The 17,115-nt window shown below is 48.2% G+C and carries 11 protein-coding genes; 3 read left to right on the plus strand and 8 right to left on the minus strand.

Going from position 1 to position 17,115, the window contains the following annotated elements; translation table 11 throughout:
- Window positions 1-3 precede the first annotated feature (3 nt).
- Entirely contained in the window at window positions 4-498 is a 495-nt protein-coding gene (locus K7B07_RS12545) for a YqgE/AlgH family protein (protein ID WP_223710093.1), read from the minus strand.
- Window positions 499-588: 90 nt separating this feature from the next.
- Window positions 589-831: a hypothetical protein gene (locus K7B07_RS12550; protein WP_223710095.1), complete on the minus strand. Its 243-nt coding sequence runs from the start codon at window positions 829-831 to the stop codon at window positions 589-591.
- A gap of 109 nt (window positions 832-940) precedes the next feature.
- On the opposite strand from K7B07_RS12550, the gene K7B07_RS12555 reads away from it, so the two are divergent.
- Window positions 941-2,032, plus strand: coding sequence for a glycosyltransferase (locus tag K7B07_RS12555; protein WP_223710097.1), 1,092 nt, complete (start codon window positions 941-943; stop codon window positions 2,030-2,032).
- Window positions 2,033-2,048: 16 nt separating this feature from the next.
- Here K7B07_RS12555 and K7B07_RS12560 read toward each other — a convergent pair whose 3' ends face one another.
- Window positions 2,049-2,540: a SixA phosphatase family protein gene (locus K7B07_RS12560; RefSeq protein WP_223710098.1), complete on the minus strand. Its 492-nt coding sequence runs from the start codon at window positions 2,538-2,540 to the stop codon at window positions 2,049-2,051.
- A gap of 222 nt (window positions 2,541-2,762) precedes the next feature.
- On the opposite strand from K7B07_RS12560, the gene K7B07_RS12565 reads away from it, so the two are divergent.
- Entirely contained in the window at window positions 2,763-6,005 is a 3,243-nt protein-coding gene (locus K7B07_RS12565; protein ID WP_223710100.1) for a SusC/RagA family TonB-linked outer membrane protein, read from the plus strand.
- Window positions 6,006-6,029: 24 nt separating this feature from the next.
- Window positions 6,030-7,754, plus strand: a complete 1,725-nt coding sequence (locus tag K7B07_RS12570; protein WP_223710101.1) for a RagB/SusD family nutrient uptake outer membrane protein — start codon at window positions 6,030-6,032, stop codon at window positions 7,752-7,754.
- 245 nt (window positions 7,755-7,999) lie between these two features.
- On the opposite strand, the gene K7B07_RS12575 is transcribed toward K7B07_RS12570, so the two are convergent.
- The 5 genes from K7B07_RS12575 to K7B07_RS12595 all read right to left on the minus strand — a co-directional run bounded on the left by K7B07_RS12575 (window position 8,000) and on the right by K7B07_RS12595 (window position 17,085).
- Entirely contained in the window at window positions 8,000-9,847 is a 1,848-nt protein-coding gene (locus K7B07_RS12575) for an amidophosphoribosyltransferase (RefSeq protein ID WP_223710103.1), read from the minus strand.
- A 124-nt stretch (window positions 9,848-9,971) separates the two neighbouring features.
- Window positions 9,972-10,640, minus strand: a complete 669-nt coding sequence (locus K7B07_RS12580) for a DUF2461 domain-containing protein (RefSeq protein ID WP_223710105.1) — start codon at window positions 10,638-10,640, stop codon at window positions 9,972-9,974.
- Window positions 10,641-10,783: 143 nt separating this feature from the next.
- Window positions 10,784-12,880 (minus strand): NAD-dependent DNA ligase LigA, encoded by a 2,097-nt coding sequence (gene ligA, locus K7B07_RS12585; protein WP_223710107.1) that lies wholly within the window; start codon window positions 12,878-12,880, stop codon window positions 10,784-10,786.
- Window positions 12,881-12,964: 84 nt separating this feature from the next.
- Complete coding sequence (locus K7B07_RS12590) at window positions 12,965-15,838, minus strand: outer membrane beta-barrel protein (protein WP_223710109.1); 2,874 nt, start codon at window positions 15,836-15,838, stop codon at window positions 12,965-12,967.
- Window positions 15,835-17,085: a 6-bladed beta-propeller gene (locus tag K7B07_RS12595; RefSeq protein ID WP_223710110.1), complete on the minus strand. Its 1,251-nt coding sequence runs from the start codon at window positions 17,083-17,085 to the stop codon at window positions 15,835-15,837. Before K7B07_RS12595 ends, K7B07_RS12590 begins: the two co-directional genes overlap by 4 nt.
- Window positions 17,086-17,115: the final 30 nt, after the last annotated feature.

Genomic DNA, 17,115 nt, shown 5'->3' on the forward strand with positions numbered 1-17,115 from the left:
ATCTTAATTATGCAGCGCTTTCCAGATATGTTCCGGATCGGAAAAAATGAATGTGTTTCCCGGCACCGGCATTACCAACCAATAGCCTGCTGATATTTCGGTTTCAAGCTCGTCCTTATCCCATCCGCAATAGCCGATAAATAAACGGACCTCCTGTTCGGCCCGGCCGGCCCGGCTCATATAAGAGAGGGCTTGTTTAAAGTCTCCGCCGGCAGATAATGTACCGGATACCACCGTTCCGCCGGAGATCTGATCCGGACAGCGGTGAATAAAAAAGAGATGCTCCTGGTCGACAGGGCCACCTTCATATAACGGAAGGGGCGGATAACTCCGGAACTCCACCAGTTCATTGAATACTCTTGGAAAGCGCCTGTTTAAAACAAAGCCCATGGCACCGCTGTCATTATATTCCGTGATCAGTACCACCGTCTGTTTAAAATAGGGATCGTCCATTATTGCAGTGCTGACCAACAGCATACCAGGTGAAAGAAGAGTCATGTTCTTAAGAATAAAGGAAACAAAACTTCCGTATTGACCGGGGAAGCTAGGCCCTGTAAATAAAAAAGGATAAAAAACCGGAACCGCCGGTCAGTTTTTGGGGATCAGAAAATAAAAGGGCTTTAGGTGAGGGCGGCGGATCGCCTTCAGCAATTTTCTTTTTTTGGTGGTGATACGGTTGCGGATAACCAGTTCATGGGCGGCGCAAAAATTGTCATCCGTATCCACGCAGGCTATGACCTTATGCACAAACTGCACCTCCTGATCAATTGCCTCAGGAGTGCATTCATTTTCTTTTAATAAGAAGATAATATCGCGGCTATAATCGTTCATATTGTTTCCACTCCGGCTTAAAATGAACCTTTATAAAAATAAGCTTTTTTTCAATCCGATACAAGAATATTTTTGTACCTGCAGGACGTAAAAAAACAATCATTCCGGAATGTCTGAACCGCGCAGAAAAAATATTTTACTGGCACCTCTTGATTGGGGATTAGGTCATACAACCAGATGTATACCAATAATTAATGAATTGCTGAAAAACGGAGCGAACGTACTGGTGGCGGGCAATACAGTACAGCAGCTTCTTTTGAAAAAAGAGTTTTCACAGCTGATCTACCTGCCGCTGGAGGGTTACAATGTGCGGTACACCACGCAAAAGAATCGCTTTGTAAGCCATCTTATGCGCCAGCTGCCCGGACTGCTGAAAGCGATACGGCAGGAACACCGCTGGCTCCGCCGTATTGTAAAGGAATATGCCATTGATGGTGTGATCAGCGATAACCGTTTTGGGCTCCATCATCCGGAACTGCCTGCCGTTTTTATTACGCACCAGTTAAAAATAAAAAACCCGTTAGGCGCGTTTATGGAAACAGTTTCCCGGAAGATCAATTACCGGTGGATCAGCCGTTTTTCGGCCTGCTGGATCCCGGATTATCCGCAGGCGCCGGGACTTGCCGGAGACCTGTCGCACCCGGATAAAATGCCAGGGATCCCCTGCGCCTACCTGGGACCGCTTTCAAGAATGCAGCCGCTGGCCGTGCCAGGGATAAAGAACCGGATATTATTGCTGCTGTCTGGTCCTGAACCGCAGCGTTCGCTTTTTGAAAAGATCATCTGTGAACAGCTGCCGTATATTAAGGGGAATATCGTATTGGTGCGGGGGCTGCCGGAGGGCAATGGCCCCGAGCTGGCTGTACCTTCGTCCGTTGTGGTTTACGATCACCTGCCTGCAGCTACCCTGAACCTGGAATTATGCAAGGCGGATGTGGTGGTATGCCGGAGCGGCTATAGTTCGGTAATGGACCTGCAGGCTATCGGCGCAACGCCGGTGCTGATACCTACTCCCGGCCAAACGGAGCAGGAATATCTGGCAGCGCTGCTCGGTGATCAGAAAAAAGCAGTAACCGGAACGCAGGACAGTTTCGACCTGGCTGTTCTGCTTGAAAAAGCAAAGGCATTGCAACCGGTGGGTCCGGTTCTGCAGGCACAGGCGCTGCTGGAAAAAGCCGTACAGGAGTTTCTTACAGGATAGGCCGGAATGGGTACTGCTACTGATCCTTTGGTGAAAACGATTCGATAAACCTTTTCTTTGCCGTTTCAAAACTGCTCCAGTCGTCCATGGCCACTTCCATTACGGCCACACCACAGGTGGGCAGGCTGTCGATCCCTGCATGTGTGAGGTCGTTTATAAAATTGGTGACGCCTGGGTTATGGCCCACTATGGCCAGCGTGTTGATGTTCTCATTTTCGCGCAGCCAGCCGATGGTTTCGGTGATCCCCAGCACATCCGCCAGGTAGAGGCTTTCAAAATAGCGGATATTATTGCCTTTTATTCCCAGTACTTCTGCAAAGATGCGGGTGGTTTGCATGGTCCTTTCGGAGTTGCTGGAAAAGATTTTGTCGACAGTATATCCTTTATCCTTCAGCTTTTTTGCCATTGCCGCCGCGTTCCGGAGTCCCCGTTCTGTCAGTCTGCGTTCAATATCTTTTCCAAAGCCCTGTTCTGCTTTGGCATGCCGGATGATAATCAATGTTTTCATGAACCTGTTTTCGGATTGAGCTAAAAAATCTTTACAAGTTTAAGCAATAAAAAGGGTATGGCAATCTTCTTTTTTTGAACGGATTAGCTGTTTTTAAGCCGGATTTTCTGCTTAAGAAATATCGTGTTTTTGGTACATAATAAAAAAATTTTTTTTGTTAAAGAAATGTTACCTTCAGCATTACAATCCTCAATTTTTAACTTTCTAAACACGAAAAGCCGTATGAAAAGAACGAACGTTTTTTGCTTGTTATTCATGCTCTTTTGTCTAGGCTTTACTCTTGACAGTTTTAGTCAGACAAAAACAATTACAGGAACGGTTACAGACGACAAGGGAACCCCTGTCGCAAATGTTTCTGTTGTATTAAAAGGGGGCACTTCCGGCACCTCGACCAACACGGAAGGACAATTTTCGATTACAGCCAAAACAGGAGATGTGCTGGAATTTTCCAGTGTCGGATTTAAAAACACCAATGCTACGGTGGGTAACCAAAGCACGATTGCTGTAAGCATGCAGAGCGATGCTACCAGTCTTACGGATGTGGTAGTGATCGGTTACGGAACTGCGCGAAAAAAGGACCTTACGGGTTCTGTAGCTGTAGTGGACATGAAGGAGCTGAAATCCCAGCCCGCAGCCAGTCCCCTGGAAGCCTTACAGGGGAAGGCGGCAGGGGTGCAGATCGTGAACGACGGATCACCAGGGGCCACCCCCCAGGTCCGGATCCGTGGCTTCAGTACCATCAGCAACAATGATCCTTTATATATTATTGACGGGATGCCTTACCAGGGTAAGCTGAGCTGGCTGAATGCCAATGATATTGAAAGCATGCAGGTATTAAAGGATGCCTCTGCCGCTTCCATCTATGGTTCCCGGGCGAACAACGGGGTGGTGATCGTTACAACCAAGAAAGGAAAATCAGGTCCGCCGAAGCTGAACCTGGATGTGTACTACGGCAGCCAGAACCCTAACAGGGGGCGGTTTCCCAAATACCTGAACCCTCAGCAGTTTGCTGAATTTTTGTATGCCGGATATAAAAATGCCAACCTGCCTATAACAAATGATTATTATGGATCGGATCCTAACAATCCCACGCTACCGGAATACTTGCTGGCGGGCGGCACTTACGGTCAGAAAATCACTTCGGATATGGTAAACCCTTCGCTGTATAATTATTCCATGGATGGGAAAACGTTCTACCAGATCACCAGGGCCAACCAGGCGGGTACAGACTGGTACCGGACTATTACCCAGAATGCTTCCATTCAGAACTATCAACTTACATTAAGCGGTGGTGGGGAAAAAGCCAATTATGCAGTAAGCGGGGGATATATGAACCAGGACGGTATTGTGAAATACACCGGGTTTAAACGCTACACCATCCGTGCCAATACCAATTTTACACTATTGGGCGACCGCCTGCAACTGGGTGAGAATATGCAATATTCCAGGACAGAGAACCAGGGTTTTTCCACGAATGTAAATACTGCGGGAAGCTATATGGGTGAGGGGTCACCTATCGGCTGGGCGTATCGTGTTCAAACCATCATTCCTGTTTATGATATCATGGGCAACTTTGCAGGCAGCCGGGGTAATCTGCTGGGAAACGCGGAGAACCCGCTGGCCGTGCTCTACCGGGCCAAGGACAATGTGGGCACTTCTAACCAGTTTTTCGGAAGCGCTTATGCTGATCTTAAGATCCTTGAGTCCCTGCACCTGAGATCCACTTACGGTGTCCGGTACGAGACGTATAATGGTGTATCCGTAGGTTATCCGAATCCGGAACGTGCCGAAGGAAGCTATGATAACCATACCTTCAGTGAGAATATGGGCTGGGGTACAGACTGGACCTGGTCCAATACCCTTACGTATAAAACGCGGTTTGGTGAAAAACATGACCTGACAGCGATGGTAGGTACCGAGGCAGTAAAGGCCTGGGGGCGTTATCTGACCGGGTCGGCAAATGGCTACTTCCTGATGGGAGATATGAACTATTATTATATGAACACGGCAACCTCCACTCCTGTTGCCAAGAATAATGATCCTATTACGCAACCCAACTCGCTGTTCTCGATTTTCGGAAGAGTGGATTACGGATACCTGGACCGGTACCTGATCTCTGCAACCCTGCGCCGGGATGGTTCTTCACGGTTCGGGCCTAATAACAAATATGGTAATTTCCCGGCTGTGAGCCTGGCCTGGAGGGTATCGAACGAAGAATTCATGAAAAGCGTGAGCTGGGTGGATGACCTGAAATTACGCGCCGGATGGGGTGTTACCGGTAATCAGTCCATCCCCGATTTTCAGTACCTGAAATTATTGCAGGCGTCTATTAATAACGCCAACTATCCCGTTAACGGCACCGGTCTTGGCAGTGGGGTATGGACCTACAGCTATGATAACCCGGATATAAAATGGGAACAGGCCCAGTCCTTAAACCTTGGGATTGATTTTACCCTGCTGCAACATAAATTAGACGGGTCTTTTGACTGGTACAATAAAAAAACGGTGGACATGCTTTATAAGCTGGACCTGCCTGCACAGGCCATCGGCGGAGGTTCGTCTCCCTATATAAACCTGGGCGAGATGAGCAATAAAGGTTTTGAACTGGTGCTGAACTACCACTACAGCAGCCATGTCAGCAGCAGGCCCTTTACGTTTGATGCCGGTGTGAATTTTTCAAGAAACATCAATAAGCTGGTTTCACTGAGAGAAGGGGTTCAGAAAGTAAACATGCTCACCAACCGTTCTGTAATACCTTCTGTGATCAAGGCCGGGCTTCCCTTTGGAGCTTTTTATGGATACAAAGTTGAGGGGATATTCAAAACAGACCAGGAAATCGCCAGTGCTGCACAGCAGACAGGAGCCCATTTGGGTGGATTCCGTTATGCGGATGTATCCGGGCCGGATGGCACACCTGACGGCATCATTGATGATAACGACCTGACCTTTATCGGCAGCCCGCATCCGAAATTTATTTATGGTCTGAACCTGAATGCAAGCTATAGCAACTTTGACATTTCCCTTGCGTTTAACGGATCCCAGGGAAATAAGATCTTTGATTTTACACGCCTGTACACAGATCTCAGCCTGTTTGACGGATCGGTAAGCGACCGGATGCTGAACGCCTGGAGCCCGGAGAATCCCGACAGCGATATACCCGCGCCTAACCGGAACCGGCCCGCTATCGAACTGCTCTCCAACAGCTATTTTATACAGGACGGCAGCTACCTGAAATTAAAACTGGCGCAGATCGGTTATAATTTTAAACTGAACGGCGCCCTGAAGGATAGAATTCAGAATCTGAGGCTGTATGTAAGCGGCACTAACCTGTTTACCATTACCAAGTACAGCGGACTGGATCCGGAAGTTACTTCTTCTCCGGGAACCTATGCAGCTCCGGGAGTGGACCTGGGTATGTATCCGATGTCTCGTCAGTACCTGATTGGTTTAAACGTTACATTCTAAATATTGATTTTAAAATATTATTGTATGGCAAAGAAATTATATAGCGCTGTATTTATTCTTTTCATTCTGGTCACGGTATATTCCTGTGGAAAATCATTCCTGGATGCCAAACCCCAGGGTGCGCTTGCAGAGCCGCAACTGGCAAATACGAAGGGAGTGGAATCTGCCCTTATCGGTGCTTATGGTATTATGAACGGAAATATCAGTGGCACCTGGGGTAACTATTCCAGCGGACCCAGTCAATGGCTGTATGGAGAGGTGGCAGCAGACAATGCGCATAAAGGCAGTAACAGTACGGACCAGTCGCCGATGAATGATATCGAGCTGCACAAAGTAAATCCGTCCAACGATAACCTCCCCACCATGTGGCGGGTGTATTATGAAGGGGTCATCCGTTGTAATACCACGCTCAAACTGCTCAGTGTGGTGCAGAGTGGCGGTGGCGAAAAATTCAGCGAGGACCGTGCTAAAGAAATAGCTGCAGAAGCAAGACTGTTACGGGGCCACTATTATTTTTTCCTGGCACGAGTGTTTAAAAACATTCCCTATATCGACGAGAATATGAGCGTTCAGGAGGCAGCGCAGGTAAAAAATGATAAGGACGTGTTCCCGATGATCGAAGCTGATTTTAAAGCGGCTGCGGAGGGATTGCCCGGCGATTATAAAAAGCCGTTGAATGAGGCTGGCCGGGTAGACAAATATGCTGCCGAGGCTTACCTGGGAAAATTATACCTCTACCAGAAAAGATATCCGGAAGCACTGGTTGAATTTAAAAAGGTAATTCAGAACAAGCCTGCCCTGACGGACCTGGCATTCGAGGCCAATTTTAATGTCAAAACAAAGAACGGACAGGAAGGGATACTTGTTTCCCAAAGCATCATTAATCCCGATGGAAGCGGGGATAACGCCAATGTAGGCGACATGCTGGCCGGCCTCTATGGAAATTCACCTGGTGGATGCTGCGGTTTTTTCCAGCCGTCCGTAGACCTGGTGAATGCCTTTAAGGTGGGTACCGATGGATTGCCCTACCTGGATGGCAGCTACCGGACCAACCCCTACAAATCAGATCAGGGGCTGAGCGGCGGTGCGGCGGATGCATATAAGCTGGACACCACCCTTCGCTTTGATCCGCGCCTGGACTATACGGTGGGCCGGAGGCTGGTACGATACCGCGACTGGGGTGTGGTGGTGCCCGGATGGATACGCGATCAGCCATTCGGAGGACCCTTTGTAGCAGTAAAACAATCGATCAACCAGTCAGATTTTAGCGGCAATGTGGCCACCGGAACAAATTATCTTAATGCGCAGAATATAAATATCATCCGGTTATCTGATGTGTACCTGATGGCCGCCGAGTGTGCGGTAGAAACAAGCGCCCTGGGGGATGCAAAGGATTGGGTGAATGCGGTACGGCTGCGCGCTGCCAATTTAGATCCGGTGTTAACAGGCTACGGGAACCCCGCTGCCAAGTATCTGATAAAAACCTATAACTCATTCCCCAACCAGGATTATGCGCGGAATGCAGTGCGGTTTGAACGAAGGCTGGAACTGGCGCTGGAAGGACATCGCTATTATGACCTGGTACGCTGGGGCACAGCTGAAGAAGTGCTGAAGTCATATATGACCTTCGAAAAGCAATACGTATCTGCGTCTCAGCCTGCAGGGTTCACCTACCCCGACTGGGATAAGGGCCTGCCCATTCCGCAGGAACAGATCGATCGCGCGCAGGGGATATTGACACAGAATTAATAGCCACAATGCGGCCATTGGCCGGTTAAAAAATAAAGAGGGTGTTTCATTCCGGAACATCCTCTTTTTAGTTGAGGTATGGTGACCGGTTCCGGTCACAAAAAGAAGGTAAAACAGGGATGTGTTCAGCGTCATGATACCTGCAGTAACTGACTACTGCATGAATGCATGCTGCAGACAGCGTCATAATTTCTGGAATAACAATGCCCGATCCCCGGTGCCGGAGGAAAAAGGAGAGGTAAAGATCAATATCCCCTTTCGTTCTTTCCCTCCATATAGTTCATAAATGCCTGGTTCACCACGCGGTTACCTCCCCGTGTGGGATAGTTACCGGTAAAGTACCAGTCGCCCAGGTTATTGGGACAGGCTTTATGCAGGTCTTCAATGCTCTGGAAGATCACCTGTACCGGGATGTCTAACCCGGCAGGAGTGATCATCTCGGCAATTTTGTCGGTGATCTCTTCCACGGTGCTGCCCTTATATAATTGCTGCACCACATTTTCTGTATCCAGCAGGTTTTGCTCCTTCAGTGTCTTGCATTTTTGCCACAGCTCATCCAGCAGCGATTCATTGCCTTTGTCCTTCAGCACATTTACTGCAGCATTAAAGGCGATAAAATCGCCCATCTTGCTCATATCGATGCCATAGCAATCGGGATAACGGATCTGCGGACAGGAAGAGACCACAATGATCTTTTTGGGTTGCAGCCGGGAAAGCATTTTAATGATGCTTTCTTTCAGCGTGGTGCCTCTTACAATAGAGTCGTCAATAACCACAATTGTGTCAATGCCCGGGCGCACCGTACCGTAGGTGATATCATAAACGTGCTGCACCATCTCGTTCCGGCTGGCATCTTCTGTTATAAAAGTGCGCATCTTTACATCCTTGATGGCGATCTTATCGATCCGGATGCGGCGATTGATCATCTCACTCAGCTTCTCCTCATCATAGTCCTTACCCCAGCTCATGATCCGCTCGATCTTGATTTTGTTCAGATAGAGCTGCATGCCTTTGTGAAGCCCGAGGAAGGCCACTTCTGCCGTATTGGGAATATAAGAGAAGATCGTGTTCTTTAAATCAAAGTCAATGGCTTTCAGTACCTGTTCGCTCAGGTTAAATCCAAGTGCCTTACGTTCCTTATAGATCTTTTCGTCGCTGCCGCGTGAGAAATAGATCCGTTCAAAGCTGCAGGCCCTGCGTTCGCCGGGTGTTACCACTTCAGCGATCTCATAGGTGCCGTCGGAGTTAACCATGAGTGCATTGCCCGGCATTAATTCTTTTACCTCGTTTTCCCCCACATTAAACGTGGTGCGGATGGCGGCGCGTTCAGAAGCAGCTACGATCACCTCATCATCAATATAATAATAGCAGGGGCGTATGCCATGCGGATCCCGGAATACAAATCCGATGCCTTCACCCGTGATACCGCCTACCGTAAATCCGCCGTCAAACATCGGGATCACTTCCTGCAATACATCTTTGATCGCGACATTACCGGGGCTTTTCTTATCGGCTTCAATGAGGTAATGGTGCACGATCTCCATCATGGCGGCCAGGTCGCTCTGTTTCTGGAAATTACCCGGAACAATGTTTAACTTCTCGAAGAGTTCGGTCGTGTTCACCAGGTTAAAATTCCCCGCCAGTGCCAGGTTCCTTCCGGGGACCGTGTTCCTTTTTATAAACGGATGACAAAAATCGGCATTGTTCTTCCCCTGTGTACCGTAGCGGAGATGCCCGAGCAGCAACTCTCCAAGGAATTTGATATGCCCCTTCATCAGGCCGGGATGCTTTAGGGCATCCGGGTTATAGCGGCATAACTCATCTACTTCCTCTGCAATGGTTTTAAACAGACCAGAGATCGCCTGCGGCTCTGCACTGCGCATCCGGTGCAAAAAAGGATAGCCCGGTTCCACATTCAGCTTTACACTGGCAATGCCGGCACCGTCCTGTCCGCGGTTGTGCTGCTTTTCCATAAGGAGGTAAAGCTTGTTCAGCCCCCACATTACGGTTCCATGCTGTTTTAGATAGTGAGAAAAAGGTTTGCGGAGCCGTACAAAAGCCAAACCGCATTCATGCTTTATAGGATCACTCATAACAATACAAAAAAGAAATGCAAAGTTACGATTTTGCAGCCGAAAGAACGCTTAATGTAGGTTAATGGACTTACTTTTTTAAAGCCGTTGCTTCCCAGGTATTTATGCTCCTAAAAAACGTTTGTTACTCGCTGATGCCGCTGTTCAGAAAACGGACCAGGGGCTGTAATGTCTGAAATGCTTTCACTGCCGTGGTGAGCAACGACGCTGAGGTCAGTTCTGTATCCGGCAGATTGGCAAGGGCGGTGAAGCTTTTGTATTTCAGGTAAGCTGCTGCGGGGTTGTCGGGTTCATATCCTTTGGGCACTCTCGATAATACCTGGCCCTCTTCAACCGTAAGACCCCCGTAAATATCTCTGAACTTTTTGGAATGGAGTACTTTTTCAAATTCCGGCAGGTTATAATCGATCTCCTGGCGTATTTTGGCAAGTTCTGCGGGCATCGGCTGCCAGAGCCCGCCACCAATAAAGCTGCCGCCCGGCTCCAGGTGAAGGTAGTAGCCGGCTTTGAGCGACTTCTTACCCTCGGGATTGATATAGGCGCCGAAGTTGGATTTGTAAGGACTTTTGTCCTTGGAAAAACGTACATCCCGGTTGATCCGGAACAGGCAGTCCTTTGCGGTCAGGTGCGTTATGGACGGCTCGCTTTTTCCAAAGGCTGCGATAAGCGCTTCGATAAAACCGGCATAGTCCGCCCGTGCGGCTTCATAGGCTTTCCGGTTGGCATCAAACCAGGGCTTGTTGTTATTATTTTTCAGGGTTGCCAGGAACTTGAGCGTAGATTTTTGGATCATGGCTGCAAAGTTAAGCGATTCCTTAAATAAGCTATTGCCACCAAGGCACAAAGCCACAAAGACTCACGAAGGAGCTGTACAGCGCCCAGAATCTTAGTGCTTCTTAGTGCGATAGTGTCTTAGTGGCGCCCGTTTCCTGTGGCTTACTCCACCATCTTCAAAAACTCCGCTTCCGTAATGATCTTTACTGTATTGATCTTCTTGGCTTTCTCCAGTTTACTTCCGGCGTCTTCGCCTACCACAAGGTAATTTAGCTTGGCGCTTACACCACTTACGATCTTTCCGCCCTGGGCTTCGGCCATGGCTTCGGCCTCGTTGCGTTTCAAGGTGGGCAGGGTACCGGTGAACAGAAAGGTCTGACCCGCGAGCGCACCCGCCGTAGCCAGCTGTTTGTGGGTATTGGTCAGCTGTACACCAAGTGTTTCCAGCTCTTTTATCATTTCTATATTGGAAGCATTACTGAAGAAATGCACGATACTGCCGGCTACCTTGGGGCCGATGTCTTCCAGGTTCTGCAGTGCTTCCTGCGAAAAGTCCTTTAAGTCGAGCAGGTGATTTACATTGCCGGCCAGCACTTTTGCAGTTGTTTCACCAACGAAACGGATGCCCAGCCCGAAAATGATCCGGTGCAGGGGTTGCTCCCTGCTTTTTTCAATTGCCTGCTGCAGGTTGTCGATCGACTTTTTACCAAATCCTTCCAGTGTGCCCAGTTTTTCATAATCCAGTTTGTAGATGCCGGGAATATCCTTCAGCCAGCCCAGTTCATAGAACTTGCGGACGTTGGCTTCTCCAAAACCACGGATATCAAGGGCATCCTTACTTACAAAATGGATCATCCGTTCCACTACCTGTGCGGGGCACTCGATATTGATGCAGCGCCAGACCGCTTCTTCTGCTTCTTTAAACAACGGGCTGCCGCAAACGGGGCATTCTTTTGGAAAAGTGATTTCCTTTTCATCACCGTTTCTTAACTCATCCAGCGATTTTACTATATAGGGGATCACATCACCGGCCCGTTCCACTAAAACGGTATCTCCTATTTTCAGATTCTTTTCCCGGATCACCTCCTCATTGAACAATGAAATAGAGCTGACGGTAACACCGCCGATAAACACCGGCTCAATTTTGGCAACGGGTGTAATGGATCCCGTACGACCTACCTGGAATTTTACCTCCAGCAGCTTGCTGGTGGCCTGGCGGGCCTTGAATTTAAAGGCAATGGCCCAGCGGGGATGATGGGAGGTCATACCCAGCTGTTCCTGTGCTTCAATATCGTTCACTTTTATTACCATGCCGTCGATCTCATAGGGCAGCGTGTCCCTGCCTTCCTCAAACCGGGCACAGTAATCAATAACATCTTCTATGTGGTTGAAGGTCTTCAGCTCTTTTACAGGACTTCTGAAACCCAGCTCCCATAACAGTTTCAGCGATCCTTCATGGGTTTGCAGTGCTTCGGGAAGTTCATGACCGGGCAGCAGGGTATAGTCGCTGATATGATATACAAAGGCTTCCAGGTTCCGCCGCCGCACTTCTGCCGGGTCCTTGATCCGGAGCGTGCCGGAGGCCGCGTTACGTGGGTTTGCCAGGGGGGGCAGTCCTTTTTCGGTAAGTTCGTCGTTGTATTTTTTAAAATTATTTTTATTGATCAGTACCTCACCTCTTATCTCAATCTGCTGAATGCCATACCTGCTGAATGCGGCGGATAGCGGCACACTTCGGATCTGCCGGATATTGGTGGTGATGTCGTCCCCCTCCACTCCGTTTCCCCTGGTGGCACCCCTGGTCAGCAGATCATTTTCATAGATCAGGGAAATACTTCCTCCGTCAAATTTGGGTTCTACACAATAGGTGATCCTGGTTTTTTTGGATAGTTGCAGTACTTTCCGGTCGAAGTCTTTGAGATCGTCACTGTTATAGGAGTTGTCGAGCGAGAGCATGGGTACCAGGTGCTGAACCGTCACAAAATTTCCGTTCAGGCTTTTACCGACACGCTGGGTGGGAGAGTCCTTGGTCACCCAGTCCGGCTGGTCCTTTTCAACCGCTTCCAGCATTTTGAAGAGGTGGTCGTATTCCGTGTCCGCCAGCAGGGGATCGTCCTGAACATAGTACCGGTGTTCATGAAAACGCAACACATTCCGCAGGGTTTCCAGCTCTTCAGGGGTTGCCGGCAGGTTACGGCCCTCTTTTAAAAATGCCCGCGTCTGTTCCTGCTGTTCCAGGATCTCTTTTTTCGTATACATAGATGCAATTTCGGATTTAAAAGTATTCAAAAACAACGAAACGGAATGGTTGTTACTCCGAAAAATGCGCCGGTATAAAACTTTTTATTTCATGATAATGATCCCTGCCGGCGGAGAAGGACGCCGGTTGCCGCCTCCGAATTTCCGGGGATAATAGGAGAAACTGATCATAAAATACTGCTGCAGGCCGTTGGTGATAGTGGTGCCCACAGAGTTGCGGTCCAGGAAATTGGTGATGTTCTTGTTCTGACGCAGCAGATCGAACGCCGTCAATTTCAATTCTGCTTTCTGCTGCATAAAGCGGTAGATGGCATTGGCATTCCAGATGGTAGCAGTAGCCGCATCGCGGTTGGCCGCCTTATTGGTCTGATAATTCACCGAAGTGTTCAGGGTAATGGATTTTGTAATGAAGTAATTGATATTGCCATTGGTGGTGTAGTTACGGATGGATGAAACCGGGAGCTGGCTGTTCGATTGGGCATTCCGGTTGGTAGAAAGGATCTCGCTGACGCTGATGTTGAAGCGATCGATCAGGTTGTACTGAACGGTAATGTTATTGGTGAGCGTATTGTTGCGTGAGGTTGACAGCTGCCCGTTGATATATCCCGGCTGGACGTTATTACTCAGTGAAGAGGAATAGGTGATCCCGATATTGCTTGCCTTGGTAAGATTGTGAGAGAAATTGAGATTGATATTGCCCCCCAGCGTCCGTTGCTGGTCTATATTGATGAGGTAACGGATGCTTCTCCCCGAGCTGTCCGGCAGATATACCAGGCTGTCGCCTACCGCCCGGTTGGTATTGTTAAAGTTAAAACCCAGGCGCGCACCATAGTTGCTTTTGCTGTTCAGTTTGGCCCTGCTGATGTCAAAATTATAATTCAGTTTTTTTGAGTTGGAAGCCTTCAGGAAAGGGTTACCGGAAACCACATAATAACGTTCGGTGCTGTCGATGATCGGATACAACTGATCGATGGTAGGAGGCTGCATGTTTATATTGGCCCAGATATAGGAATAAAGGCGGAATGCATTATCCTTTTGATAGTTGAAATTAGCATTGAGTGAAGGCACAAAAGACCGGAAAGAACGGTCGATATTCCGGTTGAAGATGCTGGATTCGTTTTGCTGGTTCAGGAACTGGTAACGCAGGTCCAGCCCGAAGTTCAGCCAGTAATAGTATTTTCCCCAGACGGATTTATTAAAGGAACGGTTAAGGTTAAGTGCCGGGTTATAGGAGAAGTTGGAAAGGGTATTGGTATTCGTCAGCAGGCTGTTTGCTTTGTACTGATGCGTCAGCGTATCCAGGTCCATTACCGTGGCATCCTGTTCTGTTCTTGAAAAATTGACATTGTTGATCAGCGACATATTGATATTGAAAAAATTATAGATCCCAAACAGGAACTGCCGGAAGCCATCATAATTCAGGCCGATATTGGCATTGTAACTCTTGTTCCTGTTGTTGTATTTCCGGTCGATCGTATTGCTGTATAGACTGTCTGCCAGCGATTCAAAAGTATTCACGGTACCGCGGTTGCTTTGGGTTTCATTGTATCCGCCGCCGAAGTTGATGGAATAATTTTTCCGGGGATCATCGCGCAGTTCGAAGTCGTTCGAGCGCAGCCAGCCGAACATATAGAAATTGTTGCTGTTGGAACTGGAATAGCTGCTGCTGGAAGTGCGGCTCACGGGCGTAACGGCATTCCGGAACACATCTGTGTTCGATTCGGAGGTGCCGGTGCTGTACTGGTTCACATAATTGGCGCTGATGTTTACAAAGTTCCCGAACTTTTTGCGGTTCTCATACAGGAATTTCACCGTGTTGGAGGTATTGTCGTTTGTGCTCCTGCTGTTATTGATGCTGGTGAGCTTATAGTCATCGATGGTTTGAATGCTGTTGCCGTTCGAGATAAAATTTTTTGTTGTATTGAGGTAACCGTAATCGGTGGTAAAGCGGTTGTAAAACTGGGAATTGTCCGATTCGGAAAAATTGTGCTGCCATTTCAGGTTGCCATAGGTTCTCCGGGTAATGCCGTCATTGGCACTTCCCCGGCCTCCGTAAAAGAACCTGAAATTGGATTTGAAAGTGTTTTCCATAAATGCGTTTTCACCCGTTCCTTCTTCTTTGTTGATATTATTGATACCGACGGCAATACCAGCTTGGTTCTTTTTATCATATACCTGGAGCACCGCATCTCCGCTGTATCGGTCGTCTGTTCCATAACCGGCACCGATCTTTCCGAAAAGCCCCTTCTTCTTATCCTCCTTCAGCTTGATGTTCATGGAATAAAGCGAGTCCGTTTTTTCTTCGGTATTGGTGAGTTTGGAAACATCTTTTTCCTGGTAAAGCTGGATCTTTTCAATCGCATTCTTGGGCAGGTTCTGTGTGGCAGTTTGTGCCGCTCCGCCGAAGAAGGGTTTGCCATCCACATATACTTTTTCCAGTTTCCTGCCGTTCATGGTAATGGTGCCATCGCCCCACACGGTGAGCCCGGGCACCCGCAGCAGCATGTCTTCCACAACGGCGTTGGAATCAAGTTTGAAGGCATCCGGATTTATCTCGAGCGTATCGCCGTTCATACGCAGTGGCTGTACTGCTTTAACGATCACTTCTTCCAGTTCATCCTTACCCTGCCGGACAAGGAACAGTTTCCCCAGGTCGGTGATCAGGTGCAGCGTATCCAGCCGGAAATCTTTTAGAAGCGGGCGGTACCCGGTATAGGAAACGATAAAATAAAGACCGGTATTGAGGGGCAGGTTTTTTATATCAAATTCTCCCTGGGTATTGGCCAGCTGAAAATCCACAATGCTGGAATCGGTTTGCCGGTATACGGTAACAGAGGCCGACTGCAGGGCATAGTCGTTGATGGAATCGTACAGGATCCCCTTCAGCGCGCCGGCTTTTTTCTGGGCAGAGAGCGTGAACGGAACAAGGAGGAAGATCAAAAAGCTAAGGTGTTTCATTTTGCAGCAGGATTGATTTTTAATTGAATGATAACCGGGTTGCTGAACCTGGTAATGGTATCCAGGAGCTGCTTTAAAAAAGGCGGGGGACCATCTTTGTACCGGGCAAGGATGGCTGCTTTTTCTTTCAGCAGGTCGCTGCCGGAAATAGAAGTGTATACATAACCGGTATCGTAGTTGCTTATCTTCATAAAAATGGAAGTGGGCAGATAACAGGTGCTGCTGTCGGAAGTGGTTTTTGAAAGATCATATAAGGAAGCGGAATTTTTGCTGAATACATAACGCTTATAGCCCCAGGAATTGTCGTTGGTGCCAAAAAATAAAACACCCGGCAGGTCGATGATATTGAAAAAGGATTTGACGGCTTTTCCGTATTTTGATTTATAGCTGGTGAAGTCGATATTATTCCGGAAGGCCGTGGTGTAAAAGTCGGCAGGCATGGTGTTCGCAGCGGGGAATACAAACCGGTATGCAGGTGTCAGGGAATCATTAACCAGCCTGTAAACTGTGTTGTCATAATTCTTCTGGATGTAGACGGTGGTATCGTTCAGGGTGCGGTCGATGTTAACATCCACATCATCAAAATCGGTGGGCAGCCGCGGAACGTTCAGGAAAGGAAAATAAGCGATCACTTTTTCATTACCGCTCATAATATCCAGGTGATACAATACCGTATCTTTTACGTATTTGTTATAGCGGTTGTTCTGCAGCAGGTACCGGCCATTCATATAGTACAGGTCATTGAGGGCATAATAAGGTACCGGTAGTTTTTCTATCCTGTAATTTTCCTTTTCATCCAGGTACATCAGTTCATGATTTTTATACCTGGAAAAATCCCTGTTGCCCGGTGTCTGTGTCATCTGCTGAACTTTGGGCAGGGGGATGGTATAATTTTTATTGGTACTGGTGAAGAAGACGGCATTCTTTGCATTATCATACTGAAGCGGTCCCAGTTTATATTTTTTCTTTTTAAACTTATGCAGGAATTTGCCCTGTTTGTCGAACACCAGTATGGAATTGGATGCGTTATCGGTAAAGATCAGCCGGTCGGGTGTGATCAGAAAATCCGCCATATTATTAAAGTAGCTGGCAGCAGTGGTCTCCAGCGGGATGAACCGGATTTCTGAAAACAGGTTGGCCGCCTTTATGCCCAGGGCATTATCTGGGGAGATGTATAAAGCCTGTTCCTGTGCCCGGGCAGGCAGCATACAAAGATAAAGGCAGGCCAAGATCAGCAATCGTCTCATAAAAGTTTTAGGAAAGATAACGAGGATTTA

The sequence above is a fragment of the Niabella beijingensis genome (assembly GCF_020034665.1).
Lineage (GTDB): Bacteria > Bacteroidota > Bacteroidia > Chitinophagales > Chitinophagaceae > Niabella > Niabella beijingensis.

Coding starts and splice junctions, on each gene's coding strand:
- K7B07_RS12545 (WP_223710093.1), bottom strand. CDS start 498: ATGACTCTTCTTTCACCTGGTATGCTGTTGGTCAGCACTGCAATAATG.
- K7B07_RS12550 (WP_223710095.1), bottom strand. CDS start 831: ATGAACGATTATAGCCGCGATATTATCTTCTTATTAAAAGAAAATGAA.
- K7B07_RS12555 (WP_223710097.1), top strand. CDS start 941: ATGTCTGAACCGCGCAGAAAAAATATTTTACTGGCACCTCTTGATTGG.
- K7B07_RS12560 (WP_223710098.1), bottom strand. CDS start 2,540: ATGAAAACATTGATTATCATCCGGCATGCCAAAGCAGAACAGGGCTTT.
- K7B07_RS12565 (WP_223710100.1), top strand. CDS start 2,763: ATGAAAAGAACGAACGTTTTTTGCTTGTTATTCATGCTCTTTTGTCTA.
- K7B07_RS12570 (WP_223710101.1), top strand. CDS start 6,030: ATGGCAAAGAAATTATATAGCGCTGTATTTATTCTTTTCATTCTGGTC.
- K7B07_RS12575 (WP_223710103.1), bottom strand. CDS start 9,847: ATGAGTGATCCTATAAAGCATGAATGCGGTTTGGCTTTTGTACGGCTC.
- K7B07_RS12580 (WP_223710105.1), bottom strand. CDS start 10,640: ATGATCCAAAAATCTACGCTCAAGTTCCTGGCAACCCTGAAAAATAAT.
- ligA (WP_223710107.1), bottom strand. CDS start 12,880: ATGTATACGAAAAAAGAGATCCTGGAACAGCAGGAACAGACGCGGGCA.
- K7B07_RS12590 (WP_223710109.1), bottom strand. CDS start 15,838: ATGAAACACCTTAGCTTTTTGATCTTCCTCCTTGTTCCGTTCACGCTC.
- K7B07_RS12595 (WP_223710110.1), bottom strand. CDS start 17,085: ATGAGACGATTGCTGATCTTGGCCTGCCTTTATCTTTGTATGCTGCCT.